The organism is Ensifer sp. Root1252 (assembly GCF_001425885.1).
GTDB classification, from domain to species: Bacteria; Pseudomonadota; Alphaproteobacteria; order Rhizobiales; family Rhizobiaceae; genus Ensifer; species Ensifer canadensis.
Map to the genome: position 1 here is coordinate 293,254 of NZ_LMDT01000012.1, position 22,140 is coordinate 315,393.

Below are 22,140 nucleotides of genomic sequence, written 5' to 3' on the forward strand. Positions count from 1 at the left end.
CCTGACGAAAAACCGCTTCGCACGTTTGCTGGAAATGCTCTAGGACCTGTCAGAAGCTCCACGCGACGTGGAGCTTGCCCTCCCAGACATCGAGATCTTTCTGGCCGAAGCTCAAATAGCCGCCCGTCGCTTCGATCTGGAGGTTGTCGTTCACCAGCATTCGGAAGCCCGAGCGAAGCGAAAACGCCCAGGGCGAGGGCGTCACTTCCGACAGGTCGCCGGTCAGGATCTTGCCGTCGTTGGGCCGCTCGAATTGGTATTCGGCACCGAGTTCGGCGAAGGCGAGAAACGGCTGCCCGTCCGGCAGACGGAAATAACGGCTGATCTCGGTCGAGAGATCGAGGACGCCATAATTGAAGCTGTCGCCGGGAAGGGAAACGCTGACCGGTATGTTGAGGATGCTGCCCGAGAGGTCGTAGGCGTCGCTGTCGATATGGGACCAATTGACGGAGACCTTGGGGCGGATGAAATAGGCATCGACCTTATATTGGCCGTGGAGCGAGATTTCGCCGGCAAGACGCTCCGAATCCTGTCGGCCACTCAGCACGCTCAGGTCGATATCGTTGTTGTAGCGCCCGTATGTCAGCGATCCGTCGATCGCCCAGTGTTTCGACAGACGGTAGGCCGCATAGGGGCCGAAGCTGAAGCCGTCGGTGTCGATGCCCAATGTGCCGTCGAACGCATCGGTCGAACTGTTCTCAAGGGAAACGGTCATGCCGACGACGAGGTCGTTGGTGATGCGGCGATCGAGACCCATCGTCAACGAGCGGGCGAGCGTGTCGCTGTCGCGGTCATAACGTTCGTCGGATATGTCTGCGAACTGGATATCCGACCAGAAGTTCCAGAGCGAGGGCGCTGGCAGATCGCGGCCCGGCGTCAACGGCACCTGTGATCGGTCGGCGCTTTGGGCGGCGGCTTCTTCGGCAGCGAGGTCCCGGCAGATCGGCAGGTCGCGCTGTTGCTTGTTGGAATTTATCGACCGCGGGTCGATACAGGTGTCCGGCGTGGGGGCTGCGACCACGCGGCCGCCTCTGATGGCGGTCGGGGTGCGCGGCGTGAACCCCGGAAACACCGGCTGCGGGCCGACGTCCGGGCGGCCATCGGGCAAGTTGAAACCCGGGAACACCGGCTGGGGGCCGACATCCGGGCGGCCGTCGGGCAAGTGGAAACCCGGAAACACCGGCTGTGGGCCGACGTCCGGTCGGCCATCGGGCAAGTTGAAACCCGGAAACACCGGCTGTGGGCCGACGTCCGGTCGGCCATCGGGCAAGTTGAAACCCGGAAACACCGGCTGCGGGCCGACGTCCGGTCGGCCATCGGGCAAGTTGAAACCCGGAAACACCGGCTGTGGGCCAACATCCGGGCGGCCGTCGGGCCAGTCGATGTTCGGAAAGATGATATTACGCACCTGGTTCTGGGTGTCGAGCAGGCACGGTTTTCCGCTCGATGTGTCATAGAGCTTGTGCGTGCCACCGTTGCCGTTTGAAACGACCGGCGAAAGCGAGAGATGGAGGCCGCGCTTGCTCTTGCTCCAGGTGTCGACTGTCTGATTGCCCTGAGCCGCCTCGAGGCCGAAAGACCCGGCGCTGGTTCCGGAAAGCCAGACAGAGCGGGTGGCCCCTTTCGTGTTGCCGAGATAGGCCAGGCCGCCGCGGGAACTGCAGTTCGCGGCTAATGCGTCGCCGGCTGCCCCAAAACTGCAGAGGCCGGCAATCAGCGCCGCACCCAGATATGCCATCGACGCCGCTTGTCGGACATGGAAATCAGCTCTGCGCATGCTTCCCCCAAACGCTCTGCGACATTCCTGCCGCAGCGAAGTATCGTCAATCGCTCCAAGCCGCTTCCTGGCGCTATTCCCCTTGCCCCCGAGGCGGCAGGCGACTGCCCCGCCGCACCGACTCCATTTGTATATTTCCTCAAAGCTTGCCGCACTCCCACCGTGCAATTCTAGTGGTTCGATGGCGGTTTTTCCCGCATGCCTGGCAATCGGGCCGAACTCGACAAAGCCGTTGCCGATGCTCGACCAACGTCGTCGGGGACAATGCGGAGCCGCCCGTGCGGGCGGTTCAAAGGTGAAAGAGACACGGTTGCACCCGTCGTTGCGCGAGGGCGCCCGCCACGGGCCAAGGCCGTCATGCCGTCTTCTCGGCCGTGCCGACGTCGGCATCGGATTAACTGTTACGTACTTCCCACGCGAGCGGCATTGGCTAGCCTGAGCCGATCTGTTCAGCGTCCTTGCCGGCAGCGCGGGTCGGCTCGCTCATGCCAGAGGCCACGGCCATGCCTGGCTCAATAGTGTTTACGCCTCAACGAAGGGATTTGGCCATGAGCCTTATCGACCTATTTGCGTGGATCGTGCTTGTCGTCCTGGTCTTAAGCACCGTCGCGGTGATCGTCTTCCTGGCCATGCTGCCCGGGATGATCGCCAAAAAGCGGAACCATCCGTGGGCCGAAGCGGTGACGGTGGGCGGTTGGGTGACGCTGCTGTTGGGTTTCGCCCTTTGGCCGATCGTCCTGATCTGGGCCTATGTTGACGTTCCCCGTGTCTCCAAGGTGGAGCTTGGACAATGATCGTTGTTCTTCTCAACGTCTATCTGGTCATCCTGTTCTGCCTGGTGAAGTTTCGGATTGTCCCGTTCAATCTGTTCTGGAAGGTCTCACCGATACTGGTCCTGCTCATCCTGCTGGTCGGCCTGTTCATCCCGATGAACTGGGGCGCACCGCAAGGACCCGCACTCGTCGTGCGCAATTCCGTCGCCATAGTGCCCAGCGTCGCGGGCGAAGTGGTCGAGGTGCCGGTCAAGGCGAATTCGCCGCTAAGGGTTGGTGACGTGCTGTTCCGTATCGATCCCGCTCCCTATCAGTCGCAGGTCAATGCTCTGCAGGCCCAGCTCAAGTTGAGCCAGTTGCGGCTGGCGGAGAAAACGAGATTGCAGACGACTCCCGCCGGACGCGCGTTCGATGTCGAACAATATCAGGCCGAGGTCGATCAATTGGAGGCGCAGTTGGTGGGAGCCAACTGGAACCTCGAAAAAACCATCGTCCGTGCTCCTGCCGATGGCTACGTGACGAACCTAGCGCTGCGCACGGGCGCGCGTGTCGCCAATCTGCCGCTATCACCGGTCATGGCCTTCATCGATACCTCGGAGACGATCATCGGCGTCGAGGTGCCGCAGATCGATGCGCGCTATGTCGAGCCCGGTCAGCCTGTTGAGGTGACGTTCAAGTACGAGCCCGGAAAAGTCTACGGCGGCAAGGTTGAGAGCATTCTCCAGGCGGTGGCGACCGGACAGACGCAGACGTCGGGCACTGCCGTTTCATCGAAGACCATCGAGACGCTGCCGTTCGTTGTCAGGGTAAAACTTGATGACGCCGAGTTTGCCAATCGTCTGCCCGCAGGAAGCACGGGGGATGCGGCGATCTTTACCGAACATGTCAGCGCGGCCCATGTGATCCGGAAAGTCCTGCTTCGGCAGATCGCGATCACGAACTACATCAACCCCTTCTGACTGAGGGCTAGATCGGGGCGAAACGATCAGTGCTTGTGTAAACGGCTGCGGGCGTAGGGCGGCCAGCTGCAAGCAATCATGTCCCATGCCCGGGGTCCATTTTCGGAAATCGCGTGCTGAACCCATGCTTGGCCGACGTTGCCCAATAGGTGAGGCTGCCACTGCTCTCGAATGCGTTCTGCAAATGACCAGCAGCAGCTGAAGGGCGGCATTGCGCCAGCCACACGGCGCCGAAGGCCGCCTCGCAGGGAGAGGGGGAAACGATCCTGCCAGCACCGACTTCCGGCACCCGTCTACGGTAGCCCAACACATTATTGCAACGCCGGTGCCAGCGCCATGACCGATTTTGCAAGGGTGGCATACGAAGCCGGCGGTTGTGTTGGCGCGGCGCCGCTCCACATTTGAGAAAAGTCAAATCGGGATCATGGCCATGCAGGACAGGCATCATGTCGTCGTCGTCGGTGGAGGGTTTGGCGGGCTGCAGCTCGTCAACGGGCTTGCCGGCGCGCCGGTGCGTATCACGCTGATCGACCGGCGAAACCACCATCTATTCCAGCCGCTGCTCTACCAGGTCGCGACCACGCTGATCGCTACGTCGGAGATCGCCTGGCCGATCCGCAATCTCTATCGCGACCGGCCGGAGGTAACGACGCTTCTGGGCGAGGTTACCGGCGTCGATGCTGCCGCCAAGACGGTGACGCTCAAGGGCGGGCAGGCGATCGGCTACGACACGCTGGCGATCGCCACCGGCGCGACGCATGCCTATTTCGGCCATGACGAATGGGAGCCGGTGGCGCCGGGTCTGAAGACGCTGGAGGACGCGACCACCATCCGTCGCCGCGTGCTCATCGCTTTCGAAAAGGCGGAACTCGAGGAAGACCCGGCCGTGCGCGAGGCGCTGTTGACCTTCACCGTGATCGGCGCCGGGCCGACGGGCGTCGAGCTTGCCGGCATCATCGCCGAAATGGCCCACCGCACGCTGCCGAGCGAGTTTCGCCGCATCGATACCCGAAAGGCCCGGGTGATCCTGGTGGAGGCGGGGCCGCGCATTCTGGCTGCCTTCAGCGAGGACCTGTCCGATTATGCCCGGCGTGAACTGGAAAGGTTGGGCGTGGAGGTCCGGACCGGAACGCCGGTGACGGACTGCACCGCCGAAGGGGTGACGATCGGCGAGACTTTCGTTGCCAGCCGGACGCTCGTCTGGGCCGCCGGCGTCCAGGCGTCGCCCGCCGCCCGTTGGCTCGGCATTGCCGAGGATCGGGCCGGCCGCGCGATCGTCGGCGCCGATCTTGAGGCGCCAGGTCATGACGATATCTTCGTCATCGGCGATACGGCCTCCGTCACCTATGACGGAGGCAAGCCGGTGCCGGGGATCGCGCCGGCCGCAAAGCAGCAGGGTGCCTATGTCGCGAAGGTCATCCGCGCACGCCTTGGTGGCGGCAAGCCGCCCGGCGATTTTCGCTACCGCCATCAGGGCAGCCTGGCGACGATCGGTCGGCGGGCGGCGATCATCGATTTCGGCCGCTTCAAGCTCAAGGGTGCGCTTGCCTGGTGGATCTGGGGCATCGCCCATATCTATTTCCTGATCGGCACGCGCAGCCGCTTCGCCGTCGCCTGGAGCTGGTTCTGGACCTATTTGAGTGGCCAGCACAGCGCCCGGTTGATTACCCAGAAAGAGACTTTGCGCGACGGGCAATAGCGGTGCGGCATGACAGCCGGCGGGCCTGAGCATCGCGGGTGGTGAGTGTGCCTCTACAGGTGAGTGTGCCTCTACAAGGGCTCGCTGGCTCCTGACGCAATGATGGAGGGGCGGTGGCCGGCAAGGCCCGCCGGACGCGACCGGCTGATATCAACCGTGATCGGGGATACGGTAAAAAAGACTTTGCTTACAAGCGCAAATTGTGTGCTAACTCTCTGAAATCGAGACTATAACCTGACATGCGTTGGGGGAGACGGAGATGGCAGACTTGATACATCCAAAAGCGATCGAACATCTGCCGATGTTCGTCACGCCGCCCGGGCAGTCTGACCTTCTGTTCAATTTCGTCGTGGTGTTCCTGCTGCTCGCAATCTTCGGGATCGGCACGCTCTACCTGCGCCTGCATGCCCTGCCCGAGCAGATGGCCCACGGGGGGAGCAAGGCGAAGTTCGAGGTCGTGGCAGTGCTGGCGCTGATCGCGCTGTTTACGCACAATCATCTCTTCTGGATCGCGGGGTTGATCTTGGCTCTGGTGGATCTGCCCGACATCTGGTCGCCGCTCAGATCGATCGCGCGTTCGCTGGAGAAAATGTCGGGCCGCGAACCGGAGCCGGAGCTGGACGCCCATGGGCACGTCCGTGTCGATCACCCTGTTGTTCCCGAGCCGGCGGCGTCGGCTGTCGAAACCAGGGTCGAGCCGACCTCGAATGATGGGAGGGCATGAGCCATGTTCGAGTTCCTGCTTTGCTCGATGCTGACCATCCTTCCCGACTATCTCTTTCGCCGGTATGTCCAGGGCAAGAGGTTCGGCCACGAAATCACGCTCTATTCCGTCTGGTTCGAACTTCGGTACGGCATCACCGCCTGTCTGATGCTGACGCTGACATTGATCACCCTGGTGTTCTATTTCCATCCGTCGACCAAGAACGTCACCTCGGTGTTCCGCACCGTTACCATTCTGCCGGAGACGGGCGGGCGTGTGGCCGAGGTCTATGTCCAGCGCCATCAAATGGTGGAGGCTGGTGCGCCGCTGTTCAAGCTCGACAGTACCGAACAGGAAGCGGCGATCGAGCTTGCACGTCGGCAGATTGCCGAGGTCGAGGCCGAAACCACGGTGGCGCAGACTGAGCTTGCCGCCGCCGACGGGCTGATCCAGCAGGCGCAAGGCGCCTTTCTTCAGGCACAGGACCAGCTCGAGACCCAGACGGAGCTGATGCGCCGCAACCCCAATGTCGTGGCTCCGCGTGAGATCGAGCGGCTGCAGGTGGCGGCTGACGGCCGCAGGGGAGCGGTCGACGCGGCCACTGCCAACAAGCGCACGCTGGAAACGAAGATCGCGTCGCTGCTGCCATCGCAGAAGGCAAGCGCCGAGGCAGCCCTCAAACAGGCTCAGGTGGAGCTCGACAAGACCACCGTGCGCGCCGGCTTTTCCGGCACGCTGCAGCAATTCACGCTCAGGGTCGGCGAAGTCGTCAACCCGATGCTGCGCCCGGCGGGCATTATGGTACCGTCTGAGGCCGGTCGCGTGGCGCTGATCGCCGGGTTCGGCCAGATCGAGGCGCAGGTGTTGAAAGTCGGCATGATTGCCGAGGCCACCTGCGTCGGCAAACCCTTCACCATCATCCCGATGGTGGTGACGGAGGTGCAGGCCGTGATCGCCGGCGGACAGCTGAGGGCGAGCGATCAACTGATCGACCTCTCGCAACTGGCGGCGCCCGGCACGATCACCGTTTACCTTGAGCCGCTCTATCCCGGCGGCCTCGAAGGGCTTCCACCGGGCAGCAGTTGCATCGCCAACGCTTACACCAACAGCCATGACGAGTTGGAAGCACCCGGCACCAGCACGCTGCGCGGGATCTATCTGCACGTTGTCGACACGGTCGGCCTGGTGCATGCGATGATCCTGCGTATGCAGGCGCTGATGCTGCCGGTGCAGACACTGGTGCTCGGCGGGCACTGACGGTCCGCCGCATCTGTTGACGGCAAAACGGCGCGGCGCGTGTTCGCGCCACCTTTTCCGTCGGTCGGCACGCGGGAGGGGCTAGAGCGTTTCCGGTTTAAACGGAGTCACGGACACGCTCTATCTCTTTGTTTTTGCGCATTCCCTGACGGAAAACCGCTTCGCACTTTTCCTGGAAATGCTCTAGGTGGATATGCGGCGCGCCCTGGCAACGATCCGGCGGGCATGACCAAACGCACCGGAGCGCAATTCTTGTGCCGCTTCGCAACGCCATTTCCATTCTTGCAAAATAGCGAACAGTCGGTTTGTCGCCAGTCCTGTGTCGGCGCCGGCAGGGACAAGCGGCCGCATCATGCGTCCGTGTTTTTGGCCGCCTTTGCCCGGCTGCCCGAAGACGCCTTCTTCTTCGCCTTGGCCTGGTTGTAGTCGATGGCGGCGCGGACGAGGTTCTGCAGCGCGCGCTCGTCGATCTCGTCACCTTCAAAGACGTCGATCGCGCGCCAGACCTTGCCGCCAAAGCCGTTGTTGAACAGATTTTCAGGGTCCGGCAGGCTCGCGCCGTGAGAGAAGGTAAGCTTCACCTTATCCTTGTGGGCGTTGCCGACCGCGATGATGCCATCGCGAGACCACACCGGGCTTCCCATCCACTTCCATTCCTCTGCTATCTCCTTGTCTGCTCCAAGGATGCTTTTGCGCAGGCTGGCGAGTGTCTTGCCGCGCCAGTCGCTAATCCCGGCAATCAACTGGTCGATGTGTTCCGATGCATTCATTGGGCCTCTATCCTCCGACTTCCGGCTCCGTTTCTTCCGCCGGCAAAAACTGCGCTTACTTTGCTCGTGCCAGAAACGCCGTCCTGGCTCCTCGACTGCTTGGGCGGCGCAATTGCCACCGCACAATGCCTCAAATCGGAATCGATTCAAGGTATTATGCAGCGGGATTAATGTGTTGCGGCGTGAAGCGCAGCGCCGTCGTTTCCGCAACGGGAGGACACCGCGTGACGCCATTTTCCGGCTTGCGCGGCAATATGGTGCGGGCGGGCGCTAGGTCGAGGGGGCAGCATGAATTGCAACGATAGACCATCCCATACAACGAGCGGCCGTTGCGCCGCACAGGTGCTGCCACCCGCGTCTGCGTGCGCTTGCGAACGCGCTCACTGCCGCGATGTCGGTTAGTTGCCTGACGGCACCGGCATCGTCCACGGTTCCCAGACTTCGTCGGGCCCGCCGCCGTGACGCCGGTAGAAGCGTTTGGCCGGGGCGTTGCCGGCAAGCACGGTCCAGTTGATGCGCGGCGCGCCGATTTCGGCGGCGTAGCGCTTCAGCGCTTCGATGAGGGCAGCGCCCGCGCCTGAAGAGCGCGCGGTTTCCTCGACGAACAGTTCCTTCAAAACCACCGTTGGCTTCAGGTCATAGGTCCAGGGAATGACATACTGGACGGCGATGCCGACGACGCGACCGTCGAGCTCCGCCACGAAGACCCCGAAGCGCGGGCTGTCGCAAAGGCCGTGGTCGATCAGGTCCCGCTCAGTGACGGCAAACTTGTCGATATAGCCTTCGAAGACGGCAAGACCGCGCATCAGCGCCAGCACCGTGGCGACATCGCGATGCTCGAATGGGCGCGTGGAAATGGCAATCGTCATAGGGCTCCTCAAGGGGGCTGGCAGGGGTGATCCTGCCGGCTACCTTGGCGTGTTTGCGCCGATCCGCCAAGGTGGCCGTTTGGTGGAGTGCATGGATACGCGCACAATCGAATCCGGCCCGGGGAGCCAGCGATGGCCCGCCTGATCCGCGGGCCATCTGCATCGCAGGAGTAGCGCTCAGGCGGCAAGCAGCAGCCGGGGTTCGCCGGGGGCGGCGCCTGAAGCGAAGGCCAGGCCTTCGTCTTCCCAGCCGGTAATGCCGCCGATCATGATCTTCACCGGTCGTCCGAGCCGGGCGATCTTCAGCGCCGCCTGGTCGGCGCCGTTGCAATGCGGCCCAGCGCAATAGGGGACGAACAGGGTGTCGGCCGGCCATTCGGCCAAACGCTCTGCGCTGATCTCGCGGTGGGGCAGGTGGATCGCGCCCGGCACATGGCGGCGGGCATAGGCGGCCTCGGTTCCGACCACGTGCAGCAGCACGAAATCCTGTTCGCCCTTCTTCAGCGCGGCGGCAACGTCGGAGCAATCGGTCTCGACGCTCAGGCGGCGGGCGAAATGGGCAATGGCGATCTCGGGTGCTGCGGCCTGGGTTTCGGTGACGTAGCTCATCTTTCTCTCCTGTGGCTCTGGCCTTGGGCGGTTGACGAGGAGGGTTGTAGCAATGTCGGAAAGGGGCTGGCAGATGGCAGGTTTGCCATATATGCTCAAGATCATGCCAAAACCGTCTGTCACATCGCCATCACCAGCCAATCCATTCGTCGTCGCTCTCGCCTATGATGGTCTCTGCACCTTCGAGTTCGGCGTGGCGGTGGAGATGTTCGGCCTGCCCAGGCCTGAGATGGGCGAGGGGTGGTATTGCTTCGCCGTTGCGGCGATCGAACCGGGGGAACTGAGGGCCACCGGCGGCATCAGGCTGACGGCCGATGGCGGGCTCGATCTCCTGGCTGAGGCCGGAACCATCATCGTGCCCGGCTGGCGCGGTGCCGATACCCCGGTGCCTGAAGCCCTGTGCCAGGCCCTGCGGGCGGCACATGCGCGCGGCGCGCGGGTTCTCTCCATCTGCTCCGGCGTCTTCGTGCTGGCGGCGGCCGGTCTGCTCTCTGGCCTCAGGGCAACGACCCATTGGCGCTACACCGACAAGCTCAGGGCGCTCTACCCTGATGTCGAGGTGGTGCCCGACGTGCTCTATGTCGACAGCGGCGCGGTGCTGACGTCTGCCGGCAGTGCCGCCGGCATCGATCTCTGCCTGCATCTCATTCGCCGCGATTTCGGCAGCGAGGCGGCAAACAGGGTGGCGCGGCGCCTCGTCGTGCCGCCACACCGCGATGGCGGGCAGGCGCAATTTATCGAAAGGGCGGTGCCGGAAGTGCACGAGAGCGCGCGCCTCGGGCCCTTGATCGACCGGATGCGCGCGCGGCTCGGTGAGGATTTCTCGATCGCGGCGCTGGCGAAAGCAGCGGGCATGAGCGAACGCACCTTCCTGCGCCGCTTCGAGGCGGCCACCGGCACAACGCCGGCGCGCTGGCTGCTTGGCGAGCGGCTGGCGCGGGCCCGGCAGTTGCTGGAGGAAAGCACTGTTGGCATGGAACAGGTGGCCGAAGGCTCGGGCTTCGGCTCGACCCAGACGCTGCGGCATCACTTTCGCCAGCAGCTTTCGACGACGCCCGCCGCCTATCGCGCCATGTTCGGGCGGGTGGCAGCGCAAGCGGGTGCGCCGGCCGAGGTCGCGGCCGAGTAGCCGGACCGCGCCCTGCTGCCACTACGCCTCCGACGGGGCAAGTTCGCTGCCGTTCCTGCGGAAGTACGACTTGAAGAACACGGCGTCCGGCGCCGAGACGATGACCCGGGCGACGATCGCCGTTGCCGCTATGGCAAAGACTAGGCGACCGAAGAACACGCTGGTGAAATCGGCGCCGAGGGCAACCACGACCAGCGTATCCTCCACCAGGCTGTGGCCAAAGCCCATGAAGACGCACGCGAGGAAGACCTGGCGCGGCTCGACATTCGCCTCGCGTGCCTCACGGATCAGCAGCGCGCCGCCATATGAGATCCCCAAGAGTACGCCGACGGCGGCAAACGGCACCGTCTGCGGCTTTATGCCCGCAAGGCGGAAGAGCGGCGCCATGCCCCGGTTCAGCCAGCCGAGGAGGCCCACCAGCTTGAGGATCTCGATCGTCCAGCTCAAGGCCAAGAGCACGACGAGCATGGTGGCGAGCGTCTTCAGCGTGCTGAGCGCGAAAGCGATCCAGCCGGAGCCTTCGTTGACCGGTATCCATGTGGGGTTGAGCGGCGTGGCGAGCCAGCCGGTTGCCGCGAAGACCTGGTGTAGCAGTGCCGCGAAGATGAGGCCGCCGCCGATCCTGAGCGCCCCTGTGACCAGGAAGCCAGGGCCTGCTTTTTGGATGATGCGCTGTTCGATCGGGATGGCGTGGGCCACCAGCATCAGCGCCGAAAAGATGGTCATGTCGGCGGTCGTCAGTTCCGAAACCGGCACCAGCGCAAAGACGACCACGACCGCGCCCCAGATGCCGACCAAGAGGCCGGTGAGCCAGGCGAAGGCGAGCTCGGGCGGCAGCCCGACGAGCGTCATCAGCGGTTCGAAGGCCGGTGCGACCGCCCGGATCACGCCGAGTTCCTGCAGGACATGGGTGACGATCGTGACGGGAACGATGATGCGCACCAGGTCCCAGTAGATTTCGAGAGTGGCGAGCGTCTTGCGGTAGAGGATGATGTGAACGGTCATGGCGATGCCTCCTTGAATGGGTTGTCCAAGGACTAGCGCGGGGCCATTCGCAGTTGTGGTCAAAATATGCGAATATGTGCAATAAAATTGCACGCGCATAAATTGGGGGATGGAATGGATCGGATCGACAGAAAGCTGCTCAAGCTGATGCAGGAGGATGCGTCGCGAACCAACGCTGATCTTGCCACCGAGGTCGGGCTGTCGCCGTCGAGCTGCCTGCGGCGCATCAGGCGCTTAAGATCCGCTGGTATCATCGACCGCGTCGTTGCCGTTCTCAATCCCGCAAAAGCGGGCCGAGGGGTGAAGGCGATCATCACCGTCGAGCTGGAGCGCCACGGCGAACAATATGTGCGCCGTTTTCTCGATATGGTCGCCGCCGAGGCGGCGGTGACCCAGGCCTATAGCGTCAGCGGCGCGACCGATGCGCTTCTGATGCTGCGCCTGAAGGACATGGACGAACTCGACGCGCTCACCGAGCGACTGTTCGGGGAAGGGAGCAATGTCGCGCGATACTACACCAGCTTCGTGATCCGCACCGGCAAGGAGACGACGGCAATCCCGCTTTGAAGCTTCGATGTAACTGGACGAGCTTCGCAGGCACTGCACCCCGATCTGCGGCATCAAACGAAGGCGCCGGGGCGATCTACTCCGGCGCGCAACAACGGCGTTGCCGCTATGGTCATTTGACCGCGGCGTTGCCGCCATCGGCGTAGAGCGCGGTGCCGGCAACGAAGCTTGCCATCGGGCTTGCCAGGAATAGCGCCGCCCGGGCGATTTCCTCCGGTTGGGCGATCCGCTTCATCGCATGCAGGCCTGCGGCCCATTCCTTCTGCTCCTGGCTGCCGGCAGCCGGCGTGTCGACGCCGCCCGGGAGCAGGGCATTGGCGCGGATGCCGCTCGCGCCATAGTCGGCGGTGATGCCCTTGACCAGCCCCATCAACCCCGCCTTGGAGGCGCCATAGGCGCCCATGCCGGGGATGCCGACGCTGGTGCCGACGAAGGTCGAGGTGAAGACCAGCGATCCGCCGCCGCGCTTGAGCATTGCCGGGATCTGGTGGCGGGCGCCGAGGAAGGCGGAGGTGAAGTTGGCGGCCAGCACCTCCTGCCATTCTGCGGCCGTGATCTCGGCAAGCGGCCTGACCGCGCCGACGGCGCCGGCATTGTTGACGGCAATGTCGAGGCCGCCGAACCGGCTGATGGCGGCCTCAATCAGCCGGGCATGGGTATCTTCGTCAGCGACATCGCCGCTGACGGCGATCGCTTCGCCGCCCTCGGCACGGATAGCCTCCACCACGGCATTGAGTGGTGCTTGGGTGCGGGCGTTCAAAACCACCTTCGCGCCTTCGGTGGCGAAGAGTTCTGCGACCGCGCGGCCGATACCCGACGACGCGCCGGTGACGATTGCGATCTTATCTTGCAGCATGGACATGGACTTGCTCCTCTTGGTTGAGGCGCACTGAGTATCGCCGACAAGAAGCAGCGCCCACCCGATTTGCGATGGGGACAACTGAATGATGGTGGTCATCGAAAATTTGAAGGGTCGGTCCGGATGTCAGGGTTGAGCGGATCGAAGCGTAGCATCTGCCACGATCTCGTGTTTGCCCTGCACCCTGGAAAGTTCGCCGCGGCAAAGATGACTGCTCAAGCACCTGCATGTTTCCTTTACTCCTATCCGATCAAAGGGCAAAAACATGCAGTCAATCAAAGTGCTACAGCGACCTTGGCGCATCCTAAAAGACGCGCGGCGCTGTAGGGCCGACTATCCTTCACATTCATCGGAAGAAGAAAAACCAGACGGCAAAAGCCAGCATCCAAACCAGGACATAGTAGAAAGCTTGACCCTCGATCATGGCGGCGATCCCCATTCACCGATCGAGGGCATATTAGCATTGATGCAACCGAAGGGTAAGCGGGTGCGCGCTTCAGTGCCCGCCTAGAGCATCCTGCTTTCAAGTGGAATCGCTGAAAGCGGATAAGATGCTCTAGGATCAAAGTGCTAGAGCGTCCTTTGTGCGTTCATCTGAACGCACGGCGCTCTAGAAGTGCGCTGAAGGTTTTCAGATCGATGTTGCCGCCGCTCAACAGAATACCCACCCGCTTTCCGCCACAGGCGATTGCCCCCTGCAAAACGCCCGCCGCGGCCAGGCAGCCGGTCGGTTCCACGACGATCTTCATGCGCTCGGCAAAGAACCGCATCGTCTCGACCAGTTGCCCATCAGTAACCGTGACGATGTCATCGACCGTGTCTTTCAGGATGGCGAAGTTGTGGTTGCCGACATGGGTGACAAGCGCGCCATCAGCGATCGACTTCGGCACCGGGATCTGAACCACTTCGCCCTTGCGCAATGATTGCTGGCCGTCGTTTCCCGCCTCGGGCTCGACGCCAACAATGGAGCAGGCGGGCAAAAGCGCCCTGGCGCTGAGCGCGCTGCCGGCAAGCAAACCGCCGCCGCCCAGCGGAACGACGAGCAAATCGATCTCCCCGACATCCTCGATCAGTTCCAGTGCTGCGGTACCCTGTCCGGCGATGACATCCGGGTGGTCATAGGGAGGGATCAGCGCTGCGCCCCGGTCGGCGGCAAGGCGCAGGCTTATCTCCGCACGATCTTCCGTATATCGATCGTAAAAGACGATCTCGGCTCCATAGCCCCTGGTCGCCGCCACCTTTATCTCCGGAGCGTCGCGCGGCATGACCACTGTCGCCGAAACACCCTGGAGTCTCGCGGCATAGGCGAGTGCCTGGGCGTGATTGCCTGAGGAAAAGGCGACGGCACCATTCTGCCGGGAGCGTGCGTCCAGCGCAGCGATGGCGTTGTACGCGCCACGGAATTTGAAAGCGCCCGCACGCTGCAGGTTCTCCGCCTTGAAAAATACGGTCGCTCCGGCTTGGGCGTCGGCAGTTCGCGATGTCAACACAGGCGTGCGGTGCGCCGCGCCGGCGATGCGTGCTCGGGCGGTCTGGACATCGTCGAAGGTCGGGATGCGCAGCGAAGCGGGTGCCGGTGCAGGATTGACCACGAGAAACCTCCATTGCGCACGCGGTGGCCCTGGGCCGAGAGGGAATTTTCCAAGGCACGGCAATGTAGCATCGCGCCGGCGTTTGCACGAGCCAGGTTGAAGAACCATTGGCGCCATCTGCCTTATGACACCGCTGACACGGGCCAGGCCGCATTGTACCGGCTTTAAGGCATCTGCTGCACAGTTCCGCGATTTTCAACAACGGCGGCCGGTGGCATAGTTTGCGCGGCTTGGCAGCGTCGCGTCAGATGGGACGCACACACGCCGCAGGACCTTGGATTTGGGATTTTCAGGCAAGGCGGGAGGGGCGGAATGCTGAAGACCTACACTGGCAGCTGCCATTGCGGCGCAGTTTACATCGAGGCAGATGTCGATCTCAGCGCCGGGACCGGCAAGTGCAACTGCACGCTCTGTACCAAGATGCGGCTGTGGTCGGTGGAGGTGGCGCCGTCGGCTTTCCGTCTGATCGCCGGCGAAGAGGCGCTAGCGGATTATCGCGGTCGCAACCCGGTCGCCCATCATTTCTTCTGCAGCCATTGCGGCGTGCGCCCGTTCGAGCGGATCGACGCACCGAACATGACGGGACACACCTATTACAACATCAACGTCGCCTGCCTCGACGGCGTCGATATCGACGAACTGATGGCCGCACCCGTCACCTACTTCGACGGACTGCACGATGACTGGGGCTCGACACCATCAGAGGTGCGGCATCTGTAGGGCTCGTTTCTGAAAATCCTGACCCCTTGTGTTACGCAGTTCTTGATGCAGCCGTCAGCTTTTGCGGGGATATTGCCTCGCGGATAATGTTGCGGCCACATGTCCCTGGTGGGGCTGCATTTCTGGAGTTGATTGATGGTGGAAAAGACGTTTCCAGAAGCCTTCCCGAGTGCACTCCGCTCCCAGTCCGCGATTGCTGTTTCAGCACTCAAACTGAATTCCGACTACGTTTCCGAACCGTTTTCGGTCAACGTTCTCGGCGAGATCCTGCACATACCTGGTCGGGTTCTTCCCTCGACAAAGCCGGAGTTTGTAGGGCTGAACCTGCAACGGCGCCAAATTGCACTGTGCATGCTGACGCGCAGTTCCGATGGCTTCGGACGTCAGGCCGCTCTGCAAGAAATCCTTCACATCAATAAGCCCTGGTCCATTCCTTTCGTCATCGCGTTGATCGGCGAATACGTCGTCGAGATCATCCATGACATCTACGCGGCTCTGCCCGACTTGGAGCGGGACGTTGTCTCAACATTTATCAAGGCAAATCCGGCGTTTTATAAGCTCACCTGTGACCGGGTGATGAGCTATTGGGACTGCTACTACCGTCGGCAGTTCCGGTGCAGCGACTACGTAGGCTTCAAGCTCTTGCGGCAACTGGACGCGCTTGCATGATTTGAAAGGCTGGAACAATGCGCCGGTCTCGTGGCCGCAACCTTGCAGCCTATATCAGGGGCTCCGGCTCCAGCGCCGCCAGCGTCTTCAAGGCAGCCAGCGTTTCGCGCAGGGCTCGATCAAGCCGTTTGTCGCGGCGCAGCACGAGGGCGAAGCGGCGCGAGAGTGGCGGCGACAGCGGTCGCACGACCAGCCGTTCGCGATCATGCGCGCGCAAGGCGATCTCCGGAACGAGCGCCGCGCCGAGGCCGACGGCGACCATCTCCTTGATCGCGGCGACGCTGCCAAGCGCCATCACCGGTTTGACGGCGGTGCCGCCGTCTGCCGCCAGCCATTCATCGGTGAGCCGGCGGGTGTTGGCGCCCGGCTCGTAAAGGATCAACGGTCGTTGCGCCAATGTCTCCGCCGTCACGGTGTCGGGGAGCGAGGTCTCCGCCGGAGCGATGGCGACGAAGCGCTCGTCGAAAAGCGGGGTGACTTCGAACATGCGGCCGGAGACGGGGAGGCTGACCAGCCCGATGTCGAGCAGATTGTCGTCGACAGCCCTGACAATGTCGGCGCTGTTGCCCGTCGCCACGGTGATGTCGAGATCGGGAAAGCGGCAATTGAGATCGGCGAGAAGCGGCGGCAGCATGAAGGCGCAAGGGGTGGCGCCGGTGCCGAGCCGCACGCGGCCGAGAACGCCCTTGGAGTGGCGTGCCACCGCGTCGACAGCCTCGTTTGTCGCGGCCTCGATGCGGCCAACATGCGCAAGCAGTTCGGCGCCGGCGGCACTTGGCCTTGCAGTGCGGCCGACGCGCTCGACGAGGCGCACGCCGAGCTGCTTTTCCAGCGCGCGCACCTGCAGGCTGATGGCCGGCTGCGTCAGCCCCAGGCGCTCCGCGGCGGCGGAGAAGCTGCCGAGTTCGGCGACCAGCGCGAAGGTTTTGAGGTAGTCCAGGTTGAGGGTTGCCATACCAAAGAAATCCTTATGCATTGCATAGAACATCCAAGCTTCATTTATAGATCGATGCCTTGCACAATGCGAGCATGATCAGCAGCAAAACATGGGTGTTCGACATGCTCAGGGAACTTGGCCTCTTTCTCGCCGCTTCGCCGCGCTCGCGGCTCTGGCAGTTGCAAAATCTGCGCGAACTGGACGCGGAGCGTCTGGACGACATCGGCGTCACACCTGCCGAAGCGTGGCAGGGAAGGCGCACCGAAAGCGCGCCGGCGTCGTCGCGAGGAACCGCAGCGACTGCGCGATATTCCGAAGCCGCGCGTGCGGGGGCGATGTAGACGACGAAAGGCATCTGCGACGGCCTCGTCGGCGCGAAAACGCGCCGCGATCTCAGGATCTTCTTGCCGCGCTCGCGGCTCTTGTTTTTTCGCTGTTCAGTTTTGCGCGGCATGCCGTAGCGCCAGCGCGAGTGCCGCGAACTGAGGGCTACGCTATCGAAAAGCCGCCAAGCTCGATTTCGCCTGGCGCGCGTACGGCGCCACCGGAGATCCACAGCGGATTTCCCACGCACTCAATCTTTCCACCCGCAACAACGACACCGTCGCCATCGTTGCATGCTACGATCGGCCTCGCCGTGCCGGTGCTGTAACGCAGCAGGTCGGGCAGGTAGGTGTCCTCGTCACTAAGATGCGGGAAGAACTCGAATGGCATGAGGTCGAGGGCATTGCCGTCCGTTATCTCCTCCGGTCTGCGGCCGATGAAGAGCGCGTCGGTGGCGATCGTCGGGCCCATGAGAATGGCGCCGGCGCTGACGCCGATGAGGATGCCGCCGGAGGGCGCCCAATTGCGGAGCGGCCCGAGCATCCCGCTTCGTTTCAGCCGTTGCAGAAATTCACCGGTGTGGCCGCCCGCGAGGTGAATGGCGTCTGAGGCGAAGAGCCCGGCGAAATCTTCGGCGGGATGCGGCTCGTCGAGATCGTAGAACAGCGCGAGATCGAGATCGTGTCTGCCATAATAGGATTGGCCGGCCAGAAAGAAGCTGCGGTCCGGTTCCGGGCCGGAGGCGACATAGGCGATGCGGTTTCCGCCGCCGCGGGCCTTCAGCAAGTCCACGAGCCGGAGGTCGATTGCCGAACATTCGGGGAAAAGCTGGTCGCTGTAGAATATGAGGTTGAGCAAGTAATCCTCTTGGTTTGTCAAGCGATCCGGTCAGAATGCAAAGATTGGCAAAGTCTCGGTGGCTACATGATGCCGCTTCAACTCTCGTCATACGGCTGTGTGAAGCGTTCCCCGTTGAAAGTGTGTGTACAGCATCTGCAAGTGGGCTTCATATTGTCGACGGTGAGCGTCGGGTCCACCAATGCCAGGTGCTTGTTCTCATCAACATATAGGCCGCTGTAGTATGAGCTCTCGCCGAGGCGCACATACGGCTGTCGTTCATCTTCGCTTCGGGCGACCAGCCAAAAGATGGGATCAGAGCGATCAATCCGAGCGACGGCTTCGCTGTAGGTTTCGTTCCAATCGTTGCCAACGCGTGAAAGGAGAAACCGGAACAGCGGTGTGTAGTCCAATCCATGCCGGTGGTGAGAGTGCATCGAGCCGTTATGAGACAGATCCAGTTTGACGGCCTTTGTGCCTCGTGACTCTCGCCACTCGCCGCCGTCACCGTGCCGCACACCGTGCGTTCGGGTGTTCACCTTGCGATAAAGCGGTTTCTTGCGTTGCATGCCGAGTGCTAAATGCGCCTGATAAGGGATTTCGCGTTGTTGTTGCATGACACAAGAGTGTCGGCAATGGGCGGATTTCGTTGAAAAATCTCCGCTTGCCTCAATCGGCACTGAGTGCCACCGCCGGCTGCAGGCGGGAAGCATTGCGGGCGGGGAGGAAGCCGAAGACGAGGCCAGTCAAAAAGGCGCAGGCGAAGGCGAGTGCGACGGGGCCGAGCGTGAACGAAACGGGCATGCCGAACTGGCCGGCGAGCGCTCCGGTGCCGAGACCGAGGACGACGCCGAGCGTGCCGCCGATCGCCGAGACGACCAGCGCCTCGATGATGAACTGCAGGAGGATGTCACGCTGGCGCGCGCCGGTTGCCATGCGCACGCCGATTTCGCGGGTGCGCTCGCTGACCGAGACCAGCATGATATTCATCACGCCGATGCCGCCGACGAGCAGCGAGATGGCGGCGACCGAGCCGAGAAACAGCTTCATCGTATTGGAGGTTTCGGTGAAGGCTTCGCGCACCGACGACATGTTGGTGATCTGGGTGTCCTCGCGCTTGTGCCGCTGGTTGAGAAGCGCCTGGATGGTCTGCTGCGTGATGTCGATGGCGGCCGCGTCCTTCACCTGCACGGTGATGGTGCGCACGTTGCGCTGGCCGAAGAGGCGCATGCTGCCCGTCGTCAGCGGCACGAGCACGACGTCGTCCTGGTCGTTGCCGAAGGAGGTGGCGCCCATTTCCGCCATCACGCCGATGACCTGGAAGGGGATCTTGTTGACGAGCACATACTGCCCGAGCGGATTGTCTCCTTCAGGAAACAGCGTCTTGACCACGGTCTGACCGAGGACCGCCACCGGCGCATAGGTGTCCATGTCGTCCTGGGTGAGGAATTCGCCCTGCTGTATCTTCCAGGATTTGGCGGTGGTGAACTGCGGCACCGTGCCGTTGGCACTGGTCTGGTAGTCGACATTGCCGCGCCGGACCGTGACGGTGCTGGTCAACTCGGGCACGGCGAAGGCGACATTCGGTACCTCGAGGATGGCGTCGGCATCGGCAGGAACAAGGGTGACATTGCTGCCGCCGGCGCTGCCGCGGAAATTGGCCATGCTCGGCCTGACCACCAGGAGGTCGGAGCCCATGGAGGAAATGCGGCTGAGCACGGAATCCTGCGCGCCGGTGCCGATCGCCAGCATGGCGACGACCGAGCCGACGCCGATGACGATGCCGAGCAAAGTGAGGATGGTGCGGAAGAGATTGGCGCGCAACGCCCGGAACGCCATCTTCACCGCTTCGGTGACGTCGGCGATCGCAGCCGAGCCCTCGCTCACCGTCCGGCTGAGCGCATGGGCTGCGTCCGGATTGCTGCGGCTCTTCTTGGTGCGGTCGGCGACGATGCGGCCGTCATGGATCTCGATCAGCCGGTCGGCCTGTTCGGCGACCTCGCGTGAGTGGGTGATGACGATGACCGTATGGCCATTGTCGTTCATGTCGCGCAAGAGCGCCATGACGTCGGAGCCGCTCTGGCTGTCGAGCGCGCCGGTCGGTTCGTCCGCCAGCACCACGCGGCCGCCGTTCATCAGCGCGCGGGCGATCGATACCCGCTGCTGCTGGCCGCCGGAAAGCTGGTTTGGGCGGTGGTCGAGCCGCTCGCCGAGCTTCAGCTGATGCAGCAGGGCGCCTGCGCGATCGTGACGGTCTCGTGCCGACATGCCGGCATAGACGGCCGGCACCTCGACGTTTTCCTGTGCGCTTGCGGTGGGGATGAGATTGTAGCTCTGGAAGACGAAGCCGAAGGTGCGCCGCCTGAGCGCCGCCAGTTCGTCGGTGTCGAAGCCCGACACCCGCTCGCCGTCGATGAGATAGTCGCCCTCGGTCGGCTGGTCGAGGCAGCCGAGAATGTTCATCAGCGTCGACTTGCCCGAGCCGGACTGGCCGATGATCGCGACGAACTCGCCGGCCTCGATGTCGAGCGAGACGCCATGCAGCACCTCGACGGCGAGATCGCCGTTGAAATAGGTCTTGCTGACGTGCCGGAGCGAGAGGAGCGGGGTCATGGCCGGTCTCAGAACATCGGCGGCATGCGCATGCCGCGCTGGCTGCCACGGGTGCTCGCCGCCGGGGTATCGGTGCCGGTGGCGACGACGACGGTGTCGCCTTCATTGAGGCCGCTCGTGATCTCGGCGTTGACGCGGTTGCGGATGCCGACGTCGACGGCGCGGGTTTCGGGCGCGCCCGAGGGTGTGACCACGGTGAGCTCGGCGCTGCCGCCGGCAGCGCCTGCCTTGCCACCGGCGGCGTTCGCATTGCCGCCACGCTTGCCGGCCGCTTGGCCGCCATCCTTCTCGCCGGTCATGCGCAGCGCAGCACTCGGCACGATCAGCACGTCCTTGGCTGATGACTGAACGAAGAACACCTGGGCGCTCATCGACATCATCAACTCGCCATCAGGATTGGGAACGTCGAACAGGGCGTAATAAAGCACGACGTTGTTTGCCGTGTCCGGCATCGGCTGGATCTGGCGCAGCTTGCCTTCGAAGCGTTTTCCCGGCTGGCCGAGCAGGGTGAAATAGGCGTCCATGCCGACCTTGAGCTTGCCGACATCGGCCTCAGACACCTGCGCCTTGACGGTCATGGTCGAGAGATCGGCAATGGTGACGATGGTCGGCGTCGTCTGGTTGGCGTTCAGCGTCTGGCCTTCCTTGGCCGGGTTGGCGACGATGGTGCCGCCCATCGGCGCGAAGATCTTGGTGTAGCCGAGATCGACCTTGTCGCCGGCAAGGGTCGCCTGCTGCTTGCGGATCTGCGCTTCGATGGCGTTGACGTCGGCCTCGGCGGCGGCAAGATCGGCGATTGCCTGGTCGAGCGTCGACTGGGCGATGCTGTTGGCGGCGACCAGATTGCGCTGGCGATCGATATTGGCCTGTTTCAACACGAGCTGGGCCTTCTTCGACACGAGCTGCGCCTGGAGATTGGCAAGCTCGGCCTGGTCGATCTCGATCCGGTTTTCGATGGTGGCGGGGTCGATTTCGGCAACGAGCTGGTTCTGCTCGACCTTGTCGCCGATATCGAAATGCAGGGCCTTCAACTGGCCGGAGACCTGGGCGCCGGCATCGACCGATTTGACCGCATCAAGTGTGCCGACGGCGGTGACGCTGTTTTCGATGTCGCCGCGCATAACGGCCTGGGTGACCATGGCAGCCCCGGTCGGATTGGTCGCATAGCGCGTCCAGCCATAATAGCCGGCGCCGAGGACGGCGAGGACGACGGGGATCCACAGCCAGGTGCGCGTGCGTCGCTTGCGCCGGATGGGGGTGGCACCGGGAATGAAGGTGACGTTGGGCGTCGCTTCCTCGCGTGCGGTGGTCTCGGTGCGTGCCGTCTTGCCTGTCTTGTTCATGCCCATACCCGGCCCCATACCTGGCCTTGCCAGCGCCATCGTTCCAGGCGCGATTCATCCTAGCAGCAAATAGGCACAAACGGCCGGAGCGGGAAGCATTGAGATCATTATATTATTGTAATGTTTTGG

The 22,140-nt window shown here is 63.0% G+C and carries 22 protein-coding genes; 10 read left to right on the forward strand and 12 right to left on the reverse strand.

All coding sequences use genetic code 11. From position 1 onward, the window contains the following. Positions 1-49: 49 nt before the first annotated feature. Positions 50-1,738 (reverse strand): autotransporter outer membrane beta-barrel domain-containing protein, encoded by a 1,689-nt coding sequence (locus ASD02_RS13910; RefSeq protein WP_156408404.1) that lies wholly within the window; start codon positions 1,736-1,738, stop codon positions 50-52. A 587-nt stretch (positions 1,739-2,325) separates the two neighbouring features. On the opposite strand from ASD02_RS13910, the gene ASD02_RS13915 reads away from it, so the two are divergent. The 5 genes from ASD02_RS13915 (at position 2,326) to ASD02_RS13935 (ending at position 7,168) form a co-directional block, all read left to right on the forward strand. After that, positions 2,326-2,571, forward strand: a complete 246-nt coding sequence (locus tag ASD02_RS13915) for a DUF3302 domain-containing protein (protein WP_025427618.1) — start codon at positions 2,326-2,328, stop codon at positions 2,569-2,571. Further along, positions 2,568-3,509, forward strand: a complete 942-nt coding sequence (locus tag ASD02_RS13920) for an efflux RND transporter periplasmic adaptor subunit (protein WP_025427617.1) — start codon at positions 2,568-2,570, stop codon at positions 3,507-3,509. Before ASD02_RS13915 ends, ASD02_RS13920 begins: the two co-directional genes overlap by 4 nt. A 430-nt stretch (positions 3,510-3,939) precedes the next feature. After that, positions 3,940-5,208, forward strand: coding sequence for an NAD(P)/FAD-dependent oxidoreductase (locus ASD02_RS13925; protein ID WP_025427616.1), 1,269 nt, complete (start codon positions 3,940-3,942; stop codon positions 5,206-5,208). 259 nt (positions 5,209-5,467) lie between these two features. Continuing rightward, complete coding sequence (locus ASD02_RS13930; RefSeq protein ID WP_025427615.1) at positions 5,468-5,932, forward strand: hypothetical protein; 465 nt, start codon at positions 5,468-5,470, stop codon at positions 5,930-5,932. Between the two features lie 3 nt (positions 5,933-5,935). Further along, the gene (locus ASD02_RS13935) at positions 5,936-7,168 is read left to right on the forward strand and encodes an HlyD family secretion protein (RefSeq protein ID WP_025427614.1); all 1,233 of its coding nucleotides are present in this window, start codon (positions 5,936-5,938) and stop codon (positions 7,166-7,168) included. Between the two features lie 350 nt (positions 7,169-7,518). Here the strand turns inward: ASD02_RS13935 and ASD02_RS13940 are convergent, their stop codons facing one another. The 3 genes from ASD02_RS13940 to ASD02_RS13950 form a co-directional block, all read right to left on the reverse strand. Next, a complete protein-coding gene (locus tag ASD02_RS13940) occupies positions 7,519-7,938 on the reverse strand; it encodes a DUF1801 domain-containing protein (protein ID WP_025427613.1) in 420 nt (139 codons plus the stop codon). 398 nt (positions 7,939-8,336) lie between these two features. Then, positions 8,337-8,807, reverse strand: a complete 471-nt coding sequence (locus ASD02_RS13945; RefSeq protein WP_025427612.1) for a GNAT family N-acetyltransferase — start codon at positions 8,805-8,807, stop codon at positions 8,337-8,339. A 177-nt stretch (positions 8,808-8,984) separates the two neighbouring features. Beyond that, positions 8,985-9,416, reverse strand: coding sequence for a rhodanese-like domain-containing protein (locus tag ASD02_RS13950; RefSeq protein ID WP_025427611.1), 432 nt, complete (start codon positions 9,414-9,416; stop codon positions 8,985-8,987). A gap of 91 nt (positions 9,417-9,507) precedes the next feature. On the opposite strand from ASD02_RS13950, the gene ftrA reads away from it, so the two are divergent. Further along, positions 9,508-10,545 (forward strand): transcriptional regulator FtrA, encoded by a 1,038-nt coding sequence (gene ftrA, locus ASD02_RS13955; RefSeq protein WP_244494227.1) that lies wholly within the window; start codon positions 9,508-9,510, stop codon positions 10,543-10,545. A gap of 21 nt (positions 10,546-10,566) precedes the next feature. Here ftrA and ASD02_RS13960 read toward each other — a convergent pair whose 3' ends face one another. Then, positions 10,567-11,550 (reverse strand): nucleoside recognition domain-containing protein, encoded by a 984-nt coding sequence (locus ASD02_RS13960; RefSeq protein ID WP_025427609.1) that lies wholly within the window; start codon positions 11,548-11,550, stop codon positions 10,567-10,569. Positions 11,551-11,664: 114 nt separating this feature from the next. Between ASD02_RS13960 and ASD02_RS13965 the strand changes: the two genes are divergently transcribed. Continuing rightward, a complete protein-coding gene (locus ASD02_RS13965) occupies positions 11,665-12,117 on the forward strand; it encodes an Lrp/AsnC family transcriptional regulator (RefSeq protein ID WP_025427608.1) in 453 nt (150 codons plus the stop codon). Between the two features lie 112 nt (positions 12,118-12,229). Here ASD02_RS13965 and ASD02_RS13970 read toward each other — a convergent pair whose 3' ends face one another. Continuing rightward, a complete protein-coding gene (locus ASD02_RS13970; protein WP_025427607.1) occupies positions 12,230-12,979 on the reverse strand; it encodes an SDR family oxidoreductase in 750 nt (249 codons plus the stop codon). Positions 12,980-13,566: 587 nt separating this feature from the next. After that, on the reverse strand, positions 13,567-14,568 hold the full coding sequence (locus tag ASD02_RS13975) for a threo-3-hydroxy-L-aspartate ammonia-lyase (protein ID WP_244494217.1): 1,002 nt from the start codon (positions 14,566-14,568) through the stop codon (positions 13,567-13,569). Positions 14,569-14,880: 312 nt separating this feature from the next. Between ASD02_RS13975 and ASD02_RS13980 the strand changes: the two genes are divergently transcribed. Both ASD02_RS13980 and ASD02_RS13985 read left to right on the forward strand, forming a co-directional pair. After that, a complete protein-coding gene (locus ASD02_RS13980) occupies positions 14,881-15,288 on the forward strand; it encodes a GFA family protein (protein WP_025427605.1) in 408 nt (135 codons plus the stop codon). Positions 15,289-15,423: 135 nt separating this feature from the next. After that, positions 15,424-15,957 carry a hypothetical protein gene (locus ASD02_RS13985; protein ID WP_025427604.1) on the forward strand — a complete coding sequence of 178 codons (534 nt, stop codon included), beginning with the start codon at positions 15,424-15,426 and terminating at the stop codon, positions 15,955-15,957. 49 nt (positions 15,958-16,006) lie between these two features. On the opposite strand, the gene ASD02_RS13990 is transcribed toward ASD02_RS13985, so the two are convergent. Beyond that, positions 16,007-16,912, reverse strand: a complete 906-nt coding sequence (locus ASD02_RS13990) for a LysR family transcriptional regulator (RefSeq protein ID WP_025427603.1) — start codon at positions 16,910-16,912, stop codon at positions 16,007-16,009. A 74-nt stretch (positions 16,913-16,986) separates the two neighbouring features. On the opposite strand from ASD02_RS13990, the gene ASD02_RS38195 reads away from it, so the two are divergent. Beyond that, positions 16,987-17,235, forward strand: a complete 249-nt coding sequence (locus tag ASD02_RS38195) for a DUF1127 domain-containing protein (RefSeq protein ID WP_128090489.1) — start codon at positions 16,987-16,989, stop codon at positions 17,233-17,235. A gap of 148 nt (positions 17,236-17,383) precedes the next feature. Here ASD02_RS38195 and ASD02_RS14000 read toward each other — a convergent pair whose 3' ends face one another. From ASD02_RS14000 to ASD02_RS14015, 4 genes are all read right to left on the reverse strand, one after another. Next, the gene (locus ASD02_RS14000; RefSeq protein WP_244494218.1) at positions 17,384-18,076 is read right to left on the reverse strand and encodes a Type 1 glutamine amidotransferase-like domain-containing protein; all 693 of its coding nucleotides are present in this window, start codon (positions 18,074-18,076) and stop codon (positions 17,384-17,386) included. Positions 18,077-18,153: 77 nt separating this feature from the next. Then, positions 18,154-18,672, reverse strand: coding sequence for a hypothetical protein (locus ASD02_RS14005; RefSeq protein ID WP_225906317.1), 519 nt, complete (start codon positions 18,670-18,672; stop codon positions 18,154-18,156). A 52-nt stretch (positions 18,673-18,724) separates the two neighbouring features. After that, on the reverse strand, positions 18,725-20,668 hold the full coding sequence (locus ASD02_RS14010; RefSeq protein ID WP_025427599.1) for a MacB family efflux pump subunit: 1,944 nt from the start codon (positions 20,666-20,668) through the stop codon (positions 18,725-18,727). Positions 20,669-20,676: 8 nt separating this feature from the next. Further along, the gene (locus ASD02_RS14015; RefSeq protein ID WP_025427598.1) at positions 20,677-22,011 is read right to left on the reverse strand and encodes an efflux RND transporter periplasmic adaptor subunit; all 1,335 of its coding nucleotides are present in this window, start codon (positions 22,009-22,011) and stop codon (positions 20,677-20,679) included. Positions 22,012-22,140: the final 129 nt, after the last annotated feature.

Coding starts and splice junctions, on each gene's coding strand:
- ASD02_RS13930 (WP_025427615.1), top strand. CDS start 5,468: ATGGCAGACTTGATACATCCAAAAGCGATCGAACATCTGCCGATGTTC.
- ASD02_RS13920 (WP_025427617.1), top strand. CDS start 2,568: ATGATCGTTGTTCTTCTCAACGTCTATCTGGTCATCCTGTTCTGCCTG.
- ASD02_RS38195 (WP_128090489.1), top strand. CDS start 16,987: ATGATCAGCAGCAAAACATGGGTGTTCGACATGCTCAGGGAACTTGGC.
- ASD02_RS14015 (WP_025427598.1), bottom strand. CDS start 22,011: ATGAACAAGACAGGCAAGACGGCACGCACCGAGACCACCGCACGCGAG.
- ASD02_RS13960 (WP_025427609.1), bottom strand. CDS start 11,550: ATGACCGTTCACATCATCCTCTACCGCAAGACGCTCGCCACTCTCGAA.
- ASD02_RS13985 (WP_025427604.1), top strand. CDS start 15,424: ATGGTGGAAAAGACGTTTCCAGAAGCCTTCCCGAGTGCACTCCGCTCC.
- ASD02_RS13925 (WP_025427616.1), top strand. CDS start 3,940: ATGCAGGACAGGCATCATGTCGTCGTCGTCGGTGGAGGGTTTGGCGGG.
- ASD02_RS13980 (WP_025427605.1), top strand. CDS start 14,881: ATGCTGAAGACCTACACTGGCAGCTGCCATTGCGGCGCAGTTTACATC.
- ftrA (WP_244494227.1), top strand. CDS start 9,508: ATGCTCAAGATCATGCCAAAACCGTCTGTCACATCGCCATCACCAGCC.
- ASD02_RS14005 (WP_225906317.1), bottom strand. CDS start 18,672: ATGCAACAACAACGCGAAATCCCTTATCAGGCGCATTTAGCACTCGGC.
- ASD02_RS13915 (WP_025427618.1), top strand. CDS start 2,326: ATGAGCCTTATCGACCTATTTGCGTGGATCGTGCTTGTCGTCCTGGTC.
- ASD02_RS13910 (WP_156408404.1), bottom strand. CDS start 1,738: ATGGCATATCTGGGTGCGGCGCTGATTGCCGGCCTCTGCAGTTTTGGG.
- ASD02_RS13935 (WP_025427614.1), top strand. CDS start 5,936: ATGTTCGAGTTCCTGCTTTGCTCGATGCTGACCATCCTTCCCGACTAT.
- ASD02_RS13970 (WP_025427607.1), bottom strand. CDS start 12,979: ATGTCCATGCTGCAAGATAAGATCGCAATCGTCACCGGCGCGTCGTCG.
- ASD02_RS13950 (WP_025427611.1), bottom strand. CDS start 9,416: ATGAGCTACGTCACCGAAACCCAGGCCGCAGCACCCGAGATCGCCATT.
- ASD02_RS13945 (WP_025427612.1), bottom strand. CDS start 8,807: ATGACGATTGCCATTTCCACGCGCCCATTCGAGCATCGCGATGTCGCC.
- ASD02_RS13940 (WP_025427613.1), bottom strand. CDS start 7,938: ATGAATGCATCGGAACACATCGACCAGTTGATTGCCGGGATTAGCGAC.
- ASD02_RS14010 (WP_025427599.1), bottom strand. CDS start 20,668: ATGACCCCGCTCCTCTCGCTCCGGCACGTCAGCAAGACCTATTTCAAC.
- ASD02_RS13965 (WP_025427608.1), top strand. CDS start 11,665: ATGGATCGGATCGACAGAAAGCTGCTCAAGCTGATGCAGGAGGATGCG.
- ASD02_RS13990 (WP_025427603.1), bottom strand. CDS start 16,912: ATGGCAACCCTCAACCTGGACTACCTCAAAACCTTCGCGCTGGTCGCC.